11 protein-coding genes are annotated in these 11236 nt (G+C 73.2%); 4 read left to right on the top strand and 7 right to left on the bottom strand.

The window, feature by feature from the left end; all coding sequences use genetic code 11:
• Positions 1 to 24: 24 nt before the first annotated feature.
• The 4 genes from mshC to ACWGIU_RS16265 all read right to left on the bottom strand — a co-directional run bounded on the left by mshC (position 25) and on the right by ACWGIU_RS16265 (position 3564).
• Positions 25 to 1254: a cysteine--1-D-myo-inosityl 2-amino-2-deoxy-alpha-D-glucopyranoside ligase gene (gene mshC, locus ACWGIU_RS16280; protein WP_453706324.1), complete on the bottom strand. Its 1230-nt coding sequence runs from the start codon at positions 1252 to 1254 to the stop codon at positions 25 to 27.
• 110 nt (positions 1255 to 1364) lie between these two features.
• Positions 1365 to 2213 (bottom strand): SCO1664 family protein, encoded by an 849-nt coding sequence (locus tag ACWGIU_RS16275; RefSeq protein WP_453706322.1) that lies wholly within the window; start codon positions 2211 to 2213, stop codon positions 1365 to 1367.
• Positions 2177 to 2767 (bottom strand): DUF3090 domain-containing protein, encoded by a 591-nt coding sequence (locus ACWGIU_RS16270; protein ID WP_453706320.1) that lies wholly within the window; start codon positions 2765 to 2767, stop codon positions 2177 to 2179. Before ACWGIU_RS16270 ends, ACWGIU_RS16275 begins: the two co-directional genes overlap by 37 nt.
• A gap of 77 nt (positions 2768 to 2844) precedes the next feature.
• A complete protein-coding gene (locus tag ACWGIU_RS16265) occupies positions 2845 to 3564 on the bottom strand; it encodes a histidine phosphatase family protein (protein WP_453706318.1) in 720 nt (239 codons plus the stop codon).
• 54 nt (positions 3565 to 3618) lie between these two features.
• On the opposite strand from ACWGIU_RS16265, the gene corA reads away from it, so the two are divergent.
• The gene (gene corA, locus ACWGIU_RS16260; RefSeq protein ID WP_453706316.1) at positions 3619 to 4611 is read left to right on the top strand and encodes a magnesium/cobalt transporter CorA; all 993 of its coding nucleotides are present in this window, start codon (positions 3619 to 3621) and stop codon (positions 4609 to 4611) included.
• Here corA and ACWGIU_RS16255 read toward each other — a convergent pair.
• On the bottom strand, positions 4589 to 5416 hold the full coding sequence (locus ACWGIU_RS16255) for a ferritin-like domain-containing protein (RefSeq protein ID WP_453706314.1): 828 nt from the start codon (positions 5414 to 5416) through the stop codon (positions 4589 to 4591). The two genes, corA and ACWGIU_RS16255, sit on opposite strands and share 23 nt — an antisense overlap.
• A gap of 409 nt (positions 5417 to 5825) precedes the next feature.
• Positions 5826 to 6875 (bottom strand): LLM class F420-dependent oxidoreductase, encoded by a 1050-nt coding sequence (locus tag ACWGIU_RS16250; RefSeq protein ID WP_453706312.1) that lies wholly within the window; start codon positions 6873 to 6875, stop codon positions 5826 to 5828.
• 100 nt (positions 6876 to 6975) lie between these two features.
• Between ACWGIU_RS16250 and ACWGIU_RS16245 the strand changes: the two genes are divergently transcribed.
• Together ACWGIU_RS16245 and ACWGIU_RS16240 are read left to right on the top strand one after the other, a co-directional pair.
• A complete protein-coding gene (locus tag ACWGIU_RS16245; protein WP_453706310.1) occupies positions 6976 to 7959 on the top strand; it encodes an aldo/keto reductase in 984 nt (327 codons plus the stop codon).
• The gene (locus ACWGIU_RS16240; protein ID WP_453706308.1) at positions 7956 to 10259 is read left to right on the top strand and encodes an ATP-binding domain-containing protein; all 2304 of its coding nucleotides are present in this window, start codon (positions 7956 to 7958) and stop codon (positions 10257 to 10259) included. The genes ACWGIU_RS16245 and ACWGIU_RS16240 overlap by 4 nt, the downstream gene beginning before the upstream one ends.
• 71 nt (positions 10260 to 10330) lie before the next feature.
• Here the strand turns inward: ACWGIU_RS16240 and ACWGIU_RS16235 are convergent, their stop codons facing one another.
• The gene (locus ACWGIU_RS16235; RefSeq protein ID WP_453706306.1) at positions 10331 to 10987 is read right to left on the bottom strand and encodes a hypothetical protein; all 657 of its coding nucleotides are present in this window, start codon (positions 10985 to 10987) and stop codon (positions 10331 to 10333) included.
• A 47-nt stretch (positions 10988 to 11034) separates the two neighbouring features.
• Between ACWGIU_RS16235 and ACWGIU_RS16230 the strand changes: the two genes are divergently transcribed.
• Complete coding sequence (locus tag ACWGIU_RS16230; RefSeq protein ID WP_030009118.1) at positions 11035 to 11223, top strand: DUF5703 family protein; 189 nt, start codon at positions 11035 to 11037, stop codon at positions 11221 to 11223.
• Positions 11224 to 11236: the final 13 nt, after the last annotated feature.

Below are 11236 nucleotides of genomic sequence, written 5' to 3'. Positions count from 1 at the left end.
GGCATCGGTGTCACGACGGCCGGGCTACAGGGCCACGCCCAGCAGGGCGTCGACCGTGCGGGAGACCAGGCCGGGGGCCGACTCGTCGTCGCCGTCCGTGGCGATCTGCCGCTCGACCCAGCGGTCCACGGCCGCCAGGGCCGCAGGCGCGTCCAGGTCGTTCGCCAGGGCCTCGCGCACCTCCTCGACCAGGGCGTCGGCCGGGATGCCGTCCGGCCGGGACACGGCCGCGCGCCAGCGCTCCAGCCGGGTCACGGCCTCGGCGAGGATCTCGTCGGTCCACTCCCAGTCGGCCCGGTAGTGGTGCGACAGGAGCGCGAGGCGGATCGCCGCCGGGTCCACCCCGGCGCGCCGAAGCGCCGAGACGAAGACGAGGTTGCCCTTGGACTTCGACATCTTCTCGCCGTGCAGCGCCACCATGCCCGCGTGTACGTACGCCTTGGCCATCGGGAACTCGCCCGTCAGCGCCTGGGCGTGCGAGGCGCCCATCTCGTGGTGCGGGAACGCCAGGTCGGAGCCGCCGCCCTGGATGTCGAAGCCCATGCCCAGGTGGTCGAGGGCGATCGCCACGCACTCGATGTGCCAGCCCGGCCGGCCGCGGCCCAGCGAGGCGCCGTCCCAACTCGGCTCGCCCGGACGTGCGGCCATCCACAGCATCGGGTCCAGCGGATTCTTCTTCCCGGGCCGGTCGGGGTCGCCGCCCCGCTCCGCCGAGAGCAGCCGCATCGCCTCGGCGTCGAGGTGGGAGACCCCGCCGAAGTGCGGGTCGGCCTCGACCGAGAAGTAGGTGTCACCGTCGAGCTCGTACGCGGCTCCGGCGTCCCGCAGCCGCTCCACGAGCGGCACGATGCCGGGTATGGCCTCGACGGCGCCGATGTAGTGCTGCGGGGGCAGCATCCGCAGGGCGGTCATGTCCTCGCGGAAGAGCGCCGTCTCGCGCTCGGCCAGCTCGGTCCAGTCCTGGTTGTCGCGCAGAGCCCGCTCCAGCAGTGGATCGTCCACGTCCGTGACGTTCTGGACGTAGATGACCTGCCGCTTGGTGTCGAGCCACACGCGCTGTACGAGGTCGAACGCGTTGTAGGTCGCCGCGTGACCGATATGGGTCGCGTCGTACGGAGTGATGCCGCAGACGTAGATACGGGCGACGGGACCGGGGGCGAGGGTGATCGTCCCCTGGGTCGCGGAGTCGTGGATCTGGAGGTCGCGGCCCTTGCCAGGAAGGGCGGGGACCTCAGAAGCGGGCCAGGCATGCATGCGTCGAGCCTAACCGGACGGATGTTCCGGAAACGAACTGGACCTGCACTGTTGTCTTGATCGGCACCCTTGCGGTCTGGCCGGTTCTGTGCGTATGGCCGGTGGCTGATTCAGACCGGTGGCCACGGGATCGCCGGCCACTGCCCGGACGGCCGGGGATGGGTTCCGGTGCGCAGCAGCTGCCCCACCCGGTCCCGTACGGCGGCCAGCTCGACCGGCGTGATCAGTTCGGCCAGCCGGATGGCGAGCGGGGCTCCCTCGGCCAGCCCTGCGGCCAGCGCGGCCAGCACCTCGCGCGCGTCATCCGTCAGCGGCTCGCCCGCCCAGCCCCACAGGAGGGTGCGCAGCTTGTCCTCGGCGTGGAAGGTCACACCGTGGTCGATGGCGTAGAGCCGTCCGTCGGGCGCGGGCAGCAGGTGGCCGCCCTTGCGGTCGCCGTTGTTGATCACGGCGTCGAGTACGGCGAGGCGGCGCAGCCGGGGGTCGTCGGCGTGCACGAGCAGTGCGGTGCGGCCCTCACCGACCTCGGCGAGGGCGACGGCCTTCCAGCCCTCCCCCGCCTCCTCGCCGTCGACGAGCCCGAGGAGCGCGCCGAGCGGGGAGTCCTCGTCCGGCTGCTCCGCTTCGATCCACTGCTGGACCATGCCCTCGCCGTACGGGCCGTCGCGCAGCACGGTGGCGGGGACCAGGCCCCATCCGGTGGCCTCGGAGATCAGGTACGCGGCGACCTCCCGGCGGGCGAGGTTGCCGTCGGGGAAGTCCCACAGCGGCCGCTCGCCCTTGACCGGCTTGTACACGCAGTCGGCGCTCACGTCCCCGTACGTGACGCTGCACAGCAGGACGGCGTTGGACGCCTCGCGGATCCGGCCTATGACGGTGAGCTCGCCCTTGGCGAGCAGTTCCTCCAGTTCCCCCGTGTCCGTCACGCCTGGCGCCGGTAGCCGTTCTGGCGCGGGCACACGTGGCCCTCCGGGTCCAGCGGGAGGCTGCACAGCGGGCACGGCGGGCGGCCGGCGTTGACGACGTCCAGGGCCCGTTTGGCGAAGGCCCGGGCCTGGGCGCCGCTGAGACGGACCCGCAGCATCGGCGGGCCGTTCTCCTCGTCCTGCAGCAGTCGCTCTTCGGCCTCGGCGAGGTCCTCGACGGAGTCGGCGTCGAGTTCGACCAGCGCCTGGGCCTCGACGATCATGAGCTGCTCCTCGCCGTCCCAGGCCAGGGCCATGGTGCCGACGCGGAACTCCTCGTCGACCGGGACGTCCAGCGGCGCGGTGTCGGCGGCCTCGGCGGGGGCGACGGCCGGGACCGGGGCGTTGCCGCCGGACCGCCGTACGACCTCGTCCAGCAGCTCGTCCATCCGCTCGGCCAGCGCTGCGACCTGGGTCTTCTCCAGGGAGACGCTGGTGACACGGGGGCCGGCGGAGGCCTGCAGGAAGAACGTACGGCGTCCCGGCAGACCGACCGTGCCGGCCACGAAGCGGTCCGGGGGGTCGTAGAGGAACACCTGACGGGGCACGTCCAGTCTCCAAGTCTCGGCGGCAGGGGCAGGTCTGCGCCCTTGTGTTGGCCCGTCCACCCTACTGCGCCGGGCGATCAAGCAGCGCCCGCGCCGCCTCCCACGACGGCGTTCCCGGCGTCTTCGGTGTCTTTGTCCGATGCGACGGTCTCCGGTGCGGCGGGGCGCCGGACGAGCGAGCCGAAGTCCCCGGTGTCACCGAGCCGGAACACGAAGGGCCGGGTGGTGGTGTACCGGATGGCGGTCACCGAGCAGGGGTCGACGTGGATGCGCTGGAAGAGGTCCAGGTGCATCCCCAGGGCGTCCGCGACAAGGGACTTGATGATGTCGCCGTGCGAGCACATCAGGAAGACGGCGTCGCTGCCGTGCTCCTGCTCGATCCGCGCGTCCCAGTCGCGTACGGCCTCCACGGCGCGCGCCTGCATGGCGCGCATGGACTCGCCGCCGGGGAAGGCGGCGGCCGACGGGTGCTGCTGGACGATCTTCATCAGCGGTTCGTCGGAGAGCTCGGACAGTTTGCGGCCCGACCATTCGCCGTAGTGGCACTCACCGATCCGCTCGTCGGTGTGCAGTTCCAGCTCCGGCCGGGCGGCCAGCAGGGGCGCCAGGGTCTCCCGGCAGCGCTGCAGCGGGCTGGTGACGGCGGCGGCGAGCGGTACGCCCGCCAGCCTGCCGGGCAGCGCTGCGGCCTGCTCGGCACCGCGCTCGTCGAGGGCCACTCCGGGGGTCCATCCGGCGAGCAGCCCAGCGGTGTTGGCGGTGGACCGCCCGTGTCGTACGAGGATCAGCGTGGCCATGGGGCCAGGGTATGCGCCGGCGCGGGTGTGCGGGCGGGCGCTGGGCAGGGAAGAATGCCCCGCGTGATTGTGGACTGCGCGATTTACCGGGACGGCCGCCGTACCGAGGGACCGGACGATTTCTCGGACGCCCTCGACCAGGCCCGGGCCACCGGTGACGCCTTCCTGTGGATCGGCATGCACGAGCCGACGGCGAAGGAATTCGACCACGTCAGCCAGGAGTTCGGCCTGCACCCGCTGGCGGTGGAGGACGCGCTGACCGCGCACCAGCGCCCGAAGCTGGAGGTGTACGACGATTCGCTGTTCGTCGTCCTCAAGCCGGTGCGGTACGACGAGGCCACGGACACGGTGACCGCGGGCGAGCTGATGGTCTTCATAGGGGACTCGTTCGTCGTCACGGTCCGGCACGGCGAGGGGGCCCCGCTGGCTGCCGTGCGCCACCGGCTGGAGCAGGACCCGGACGTGCTGCGGCACGGCCCGACGGCGGTGCTGTACGCGGTGTCCGACGCGGTGGTCGACCACTACATCGAGGTGGCGGCCGAGCTCCAGGCGGATCTGGAGGAACTGGAGGCCGAGGTCTTCGCCCCGAACGCCTCGGACACCAAGAACACCGCCGCCCGGATCTACGGGTTCAAGCGGCAGGTACTGGAGTTCCGGCGGGCGACGAGCCCGCTGCTCCAGCCGATGGACCGCCTCGCCTTCGGGCAGGTGCCGTTCGTCCACGAGCACGCCCAGCCGTTCTTCCGCGATGTCGCCGATCACCTGACCAAGGCGAACGAGTATATCGAGGGTCTGGACCGGCTGCTGTCGGACGCGCTCTCCGCGCACCTCGCGCAGATGGGCCTGCGGCAGAACGACGACATGCGCAAGATCTCGGCCTGGGCGGCGATGGCGGCCGTCCCCACGATGGTGGCGGGCATCTACGGGATGAACTTCGACCACATGCCCGAGCTCCGGCACACCTGGGGCTATCCGGCGGTGCTGGTGGTCATGGCGGCCACGTGTCTGGGCCTGCACCGGATGTTCAAGCGCCGGGGCTGGCTCTGAGTTCCCGCTCGCGCGCGGCGTCGGCGGAGTCCGGCGCGGCGGCCGGTGTGCCGAGGGGGTCCAGGTGCTCCGGCAGCCGCAGGTCCACCATCCGGTGCCAGCCGCCGAACCGCTCGTACGCGTACATCGCGCGGATGCCGGTGGCGAGCGCGGCCGCCTTCGGGGCGGGCCAGTGCAGCAGCCGTCCCATGTGCCTCATGACGGCGAGGCTCACGTCCCGGTAGACGGAGATCTCGGCGAGCGCGCTCTCGCGGAGCACCCGCTGGATGGTGCGGCCGTATCCGGACCGGGCGAGGCGCAGCAGTTCCTCGTGGCAGTAGGCGAGGTGGTTGTCCTCGTCGTGGCTGATCATGTGGATCGCCTTGCCCACCTCGGCGTGGTCGCCGAAGTACCTGACCAGCATGTCCATCTGGTCGGCGGCGCGCTGCTCGGTGACGCGGCTGTGCGCGAGGTAGACGACGATGTCCTCCTCGGTCAGCGCCAGCTCCCGGCGCAGTTTCTCGTGCGCGAGGCCGATGCCGCGGCGCTCCAGCAGCATCGTGTAGTCGGTCTCGGGGGGTACCGGGACGGCGGGCAGGCCGCGCTTGCGGAGCAGGGCGTGAAAGATCCGGCCGTGCTTGTCCTCGTCGGCGCCGTGTCGGGTGATCTTGGGCGCGAGGTGGCGCATGCCGTCGGGCACCAGGGCCGCGATACGGGCGTTCTCCCAGCCGCCCTGGGTCTCCCCGCTCGCGGCGATGGAGCAGAACAGCTGGAAGGAGTCGTCGTTGTCGACGATCTCCTGGAACAGGCTGCGGGCAGAGAGCATGGAACGAGTCAAACGCCGGTCGGCGGGGCGGGCAACCGATGGGTCGCGCCAGGGCGTGTTTGAGAAGGAGCGCCGGGCGCCCGGAGGGCGAGGCCTGCGGCGTCCGGTGCCGTGCATCGCAAGGCGGAGGGCCGCCCGTGTGCTTGCAGTACTCCGGCGCCCCGACAACGCGGCGACGTGCGGTGCCGGACGCCGCAGGCCAGGCGGGACCTGAAAAACACGCCCGCCCTACTCGTCCGAATGAACGAATGAGGGGTCGGGGCGCCGCGCGTAACCCGGCGGGCGTTCCCGGCGTTGTTCCCTGCGTCGGCCGTGGCGGGGAAGACCCCCCGAGCCCCCACCACGGCCGCAGAAGCGTTCACCGGTGCCGGCGGACACCCGCCGGCATCCGGATCGGCCGATCAGGCGATCAGGCGAGACCCGCCCGTTCCATGGCCTCGGTGCCGGCACGCAGGGCGGCGATCCGCTCGTCCAGGGTGAATCCGGCCGGGGCCAGCGTGAGGGTGGTGACCCCGGCCTCCGCGTAGGCCCGCATCCCGTCGGCGATCCGGGCGACCGGGCCGAGCAGGGTGGTCGAGTCGATCAGCGAGTGCGGGACCGCCTCGGCCGCGCCGTTCTTGTCGCCCGCCAGGTACTTGTCCTGGATCTCGGCGGCTTCCTTCTCGTATCCCATGCGCTGGGCCAGCTGGTTGTAGAAGTTCTGCTTCCGGCTGCCCATGCCGCCCACGTACAGGGCGGTGTACGGGCGGAACATGTCCGCGAGCGCGTTCACGTCCTCGCCGAGGGCCAGCGGCACGGTCGGGCAGACGTCGAAGCCCTCCATCGTCAGCCCGGCCTTCTCGCGGCCCGCCCGGATGTGGGTGAGGGCGGTGGCCTCCAGGTGCTCGGCCGCCGGGAAGATCAGCAGCGCGCCGTCGGCGATCTCTCCGGTCTGCTCCAGGTTCTTCGGTCCGATCGCGGCGATGTAGAGCGGGATGTGCTCGCGCTCGGGGTGCACGGTCAGCTTGAGCGGCTTGCCCGGGCCGCCCGGCAGCGGCAGGGTCCAGTGCGCGCCCTCGTAGGAGAGCCGCTCGCGGGTCATGGCCTTGCGGACGATCTCCACGTATTCGCGGGTGCGGGCCAGCGGCTTGTCGAACTTGACGCCGTACCAGCCCTCGGAGACCTGCGGGCCGGAGACGCCGAGGCCGAGCCGGAAGCGGCCCTTGGTGAGCGAGTCGAGGGTGGCCGCGGTCATGGCGGTCATCGCGGGCTGGCGGGCCGGGATCTGGAGGATCGCCGAACCCACGTCGATGCGCTCGGTCTGGGCCGCTACCCAGGCGAGCACGGTCGGGGCGTCGGATCCGTAGGCCTCGGCGGCCCAGCAGACGTCGTAACCCAGGCGGTCGGCCTCCTGGGCGACGGCGAGGTTGTCGGCGTCCATGCCCGCGCCCCAGTAACCAAGATTGATGCCGAGCCGCATGTATCGTCCCCTTACCGGTTTACCGATCAGTAACGTTGGTGTGCGGGGACTGTAGCGCGCCAGGGTGCTCCGCGTCAGCGCCCCAGTAGTCTCAGCGCTCATGGAGCAGAGGCATCTCGGCCGCACCGGACTGCGCGTCTCCCGGATCGGCCTCGGCACCCTCACCTGGGGCCGCGACACCGGCGAGGAAGCGGCCGCCGAGCAGGTGAAGACGTTCTGGGAAGCGGGCGGCACGCTCGTCGACACCGCCGACGTGTACGGGGGCGGTGAGGCGGAGTACCTCCTCGGGCAGTTGGTGGGCGGGCTGGTCCCGCGCCGGGACCTGGTGATCGCGACCAAGGCGGGCAGCGTGCCGGACCCCGACCGGAGGTTCGACGGCTCGCGCGGGCACCTGCTCGCCGCCCTCGACGCCTCGCTGGACCGACTGGGCACCGACTACGTCGACCTGTGGCAGGTGCACGCCTTCGACCCCGCCACCCCGCTGGAGGAGACCCTGCAGGCGATGGACCTGGCCGTGAGCAGCGGCCGGGCCCGGTACGCAGGGCTGGCGGGCTTCTGCGGCTGGCAGCTGGCGAAGGCGGCGACCTGGCAGCTCGCGGCCCCCGGCGTGCGCACCCGTATCGCCTCGACGCAGATGGAGTACTCCCTGCTCCAGCGCGGGGTGGAGCGCGAGGTGCTGCCGGCCGCGCTGGACCTGGGCATCGGCCTGCTGCCGTCCTCGCCGCTGGCCCGGGGGGTGCTGACGGGCAAGTACCGGGACGGCACCCCGACCGATTCCCGGGGCGCCTCGGAGTCACTGGCCGCCCTGGTGGACCCGTACCTCGACGAGGCGGCGGGGCGGATCGTGGACGCGGTGGTCACGGCGGCCCAGGGGCTGGCCGTGACCCCGCTCCAGGTGGCCCTGGCGTGGATCCGGGACCGGCCGGGGGTGGTGGCGCCGATCGTCGGCGCGCGGACGTCCGCGCAGCTCGGGGCGGCGCTGTCGGTGGAGGCCCTTAGTCTTCCGGAGGAGATCTGCCGGGCGCTGGACGATGTTTCGGCTCCGGTGCACCGCTACCCCGATCAGGACTGGAGCACGCTGTGAGTACGGACCCTCAGGCCGATACCGCTGCCGCGGAGAACCCGGCCACCCCGGAGGCCGAGCCGTCCGCAGCCGCCGAAGCGGAAGCGGAAGCGGTGCTCGAAGGCACACCCGAGCCCGAGCCGGGCGAAGCCGGAGCCGAGCCGGGCGAGGCGGGTGCCGAGCCGGGCGAGGCGGGTGCCGAGCCGGGCGAGGCGGGTGCCGGCATCGGTGACGGGCCGGGCTCCGCCGAAGCCGCCACCGGCCCGGCCGCCGAAGGCGGGGACGGGGACGCGGGGGCGGAGCCCGCGGTTTCGGGAGGGGGCGGGGAGGGGGAGAGCCCCGCGGGAACCGGTCCCGATACCCCGGCCCCACCCGCGCTCTCCGAGGCCCAGGCCGAACTGGCCGCCCAGAAGGTCGAGCGGGAGCGCATCGCCCGGCGCAAGGCCGAGCGGGAGGCGCCCGTCGAGGCCGGGGCGAAACTCAGCGGGAAGGCCGCCGACCTGCTGGCCGCCGTACGGGCCGTGGAGGGCGGCGCCAAGCCCTCCACCGTGTACTTCGACGAGGCCCCGGCCGCCCCCCGCAAGGCACCCGCGGCGCCCCCCGCCCCGCGCCCCGCCGCCGCGGCCGCACCGGCAGCGCCCTCCGCCGACGCCGTCGAGGGGGTACGGGCCGTACTGGCCCGCGGTGGCGCCCCCGAGGCGCTGGCCGCCCCGGCCGCGGCCGCCCTGGGCGAGGACGCCGCCGGGCAGCTCACCGAGAACCCCTGGCGGCTGCTGTCGCTCCCGGCCGTACGCCCGGCCCAGGCCGACGGTTTCGCCCGGGCCCTGCTGGGCCCCGAGGCGGGTCCCGGGGACGAGCGCCGCACCACCGTCCTGGTCGGCTGGCTGCTGGCGCAGGCCGGGCTGAAGGGGCACACCGCGCTGGAGGCCCCGGTGCTGGAGAAGGCCCTGGCCCAGTACGGGGTACCGGATCCGGCCGAAACGCTGGAACAGGCCATCACCGAAGGCTTGGTGCTCGTCTTCCACGAGCCCCTCGGGCCGCCGGTCGCCGAGGACGCCGAGCAGCCGGTAAGGGTCCTGGTGGGCCTGGAGGGCGCCGCCATGGCCGAGGAGAGCCTGGCCGACGGCCTGGCCAGGCTGGCAGCCGGAACCTTCGACGACGCGGCGCAGTGGGAGCGGGCCGCCGGATCCGCGCCGAGCCCCTCCGCCGCCGAGCTGATCCGCGCCGTCGCGGGCCACGGCCTGGTCACCCATACCGGCGGCGAGGCCGCCCGCGCCGAACCGGTCGCCCTGGCCGCCGCGGCCAGGGAGCTGGGCCGGCGGGTCTGCGTGGCCGCGCACGCCCCCGGCGGCGGCCCGGACCCGGTGACCGTGGCAGGGCTGCTGACCGGGGCCGAGGGGCCCGGGCGGGACACGGACGGCCGGTTCGCGCTGGACCTGCTGGTGGTGCTGGACGCCCCGCAGCTGGACGTGGAGACCGCGGCCGCGCTGGTGGAGTCCGTCCCGGACGGGGCCCGGCTGGTGCTCTCCGGGGACCCCGGCGTGCTCGGGTCCGCCGGAGCCGGGCGGGTGTTCGCCGATGTGCTGGCGGCCCGTACCTGCCCGCAGCTGGTCTCCCGTACCCCCGACCCGGGCCCCCTCGGCGAGCTCGTCTCCGGGGTCGGCATCGGGGAGCTGAACCAGGTCGACGCCCCCGGCAAGGAGGTCGTCATCGTCCCGGTGAAGGATGCCGGGGAGGCCGTGCACCGGGCCGTGCAGCTGGTGTCGGAGTCGGTGCCGCGGGCCTTCGGGATCCCGGCGGACAGCGTGCAGGTGATCACCCCGGGCCACGGCGGCTCGGCCGGCACCCGGGCGCTGAACACCGCCCTGAAGGAGCGGCTGAACCCTGGGCCGGGCCGCTTCGGCGGCTTCGACCCCGGTGACCGGGTCGTCCACGTACCGTCCGCCGGGCGGGCCCTGCCGGCCCGGGTGGTGTCGGCCGACGCCGAGGGCCTGCACCTGGACCGGGCGGGCGCGCGGATCGTCGTACCGAAGGAGCTCGTCGAGTCCCAGGTGCGGCACGGCTGGGCGGTGACGGCGCACCAGGCCGTGGGCACGCGCTGGCCGGCGGTGGTCGTCGTACTGCCGGGTGACGCGGCGCAGGCGCTGTCGCGGGACTGGGTCTACACCGCGTTCGGGCGGGGCGAGCGGCACCTGTCCGTGGTGCACGGGGTCGACCAGGCGCTGCCGCACGCGGTGGCCGAGGTGCCCGCGAAGCCGCGTACGACGCGCCTGACGGGCCTGCTGACGGCCCTCGCGACGGCGGGCGCGCAGCCGGAGTGAACCGCCGTGGCCCCGTCCGCAAGGGCGGGGCCACGGTGTCCGGCATCTGCGGAGCGAGGGTCGGGCCGGGGTCAGGCCGGGGTCAGGCCCGGCTCCGCGGCCTCCTCCTCGTCCCCGTCGAACTCGTCCGCCTCCTCGTCGAAGACGGAGCTGACGTCGAAGCGGTGCAGCACGTCCTGCGGGTCGATGTGCCCGAAGGGCGAATTGAGCCACTCCCCCGGTTCAGCCACCTCCTCGGAGGCCGCGATCCAGAGCGTGGAGTCACCCTCCTCCAGCCCGAAGTCCTTGTAACGGGAGGCGATCTCGTCGGGCTCGTACTCCCCGAAGAGGACGCCCAGCGCGTCGGCGCTGCCGCCGTCCTGGACGAACTCGGCGTCCCGGTCGTGCGCGGCGACCCGCTCGGCCTGGGCGATCAGCCGGGCCGGTTCGACCACGGCGTAGTCACGGCGGATGAGCACGCTGAAGGCGGCGGGCTCGGCGGGGCCGGTGTACGGGACGGCGTCCTCGGGCGTGGGGATCTCGAAGGGGGTGACCTCGTCGTAGCGGTCGTAGAGGAGTTCGTCGTACACCTCGGACGCGGCGGCGAGTTCGTTGAACGCGGCGTAGACGTCCGGGTCCTCGTCCCCGATCCTGCGCTCGACCGCGGCGAGGTGACGGTCGAGCGCGGCCTTGACCGCCTCGGCGGCGGCGCGTACCTCGGCAACAGTGGGCAGATCGGCATCAGACATAGAGCAGACGCTATCCGTAGCAGGGCTCTGCCCGCACAATAGATGCGATGCCGGAATACGAATTTGTCGACGTGTACGTGCCCCGCGGTGTCCCTCGCAAGGAGGCGACCCGCCTGCTGACCGACCATGCCGAGTACGGGAACTGGGAACTCGACCGGCTGAGCCTGTACCGGGACGGCAGTCGCCGTGTGCGACTGCGCCGCCGGATCATCCGTCAGGTCCGCGCGACCTGGTGACGTGGGCCCCGGG

This window comes from Streptomyces sp. NPDC054840 (genome assembly GCF_053611065.1).
Note: the sequence above shows the minus strand (reverse complement) of the source record. Positions and strands in the feature narration are given on the sequence as shown.

Bases quoted from the DNA above. Each gene is read 5' to 3' on its own strand.
- mshC (WP_453706324.1), bottom strand. From the start codon at position 1,254: ATGCATGCCTGGCCCGCTTCTGAGGTCCCCGCCCTTCCTGGCAAGGGC.
- ACWGIU_RS16265 (WP_453706318.1), bottom strand. From the start codon at position 3,564: ATGGCCACGCTGATCCTCGTACGACACGGGCGGTCCACCGCCAACACC.
- corA (WP_453706316.1), top strand. From the start codon at position 3,619: ATGCCCCGCGTGATTGTGGACTGCGCGATTTACCGGGACGGCCGCCGT.
- ACWGIU_RS16255 (WP_453706314.1), bottom strand. From the start codon at position 5,416: ATGCTCTCTGCCCGCAGCCTGTTCCAGGAGATCGTCGACAACGACGAC.
- ACWGIU_RS16250 (WP_453706312.1), bottom strand. From the start codon at position 6,875: ATGCGGCTCGGCATCAATCTTGGTTACTGGGGCGCGGGCATGGACGCC.
- ACWGIU_RS16245 (WP_453706310.1), top strand. From the start codon at position 6,976: ATGGAGCAGAGGCATCTCGGCCGCACCGGACTGCGCGTCTCCCGGATC.
- ACWGIU_RS16235 (WP_453706306.1), bottom strand. From the start codon at position 10,987: ATGTCTGATGCCGATCTGCCCACTGTTGCCGAGGTACGCGCCGCCGCC.
- ACWGIU_RS16230 (WP_030009118.1), top strand. From the start codon at position 11,035: ATGCCGGAATACGAATTTGTCGACGTGTACGTGCCCCGCGGTGTCCCT.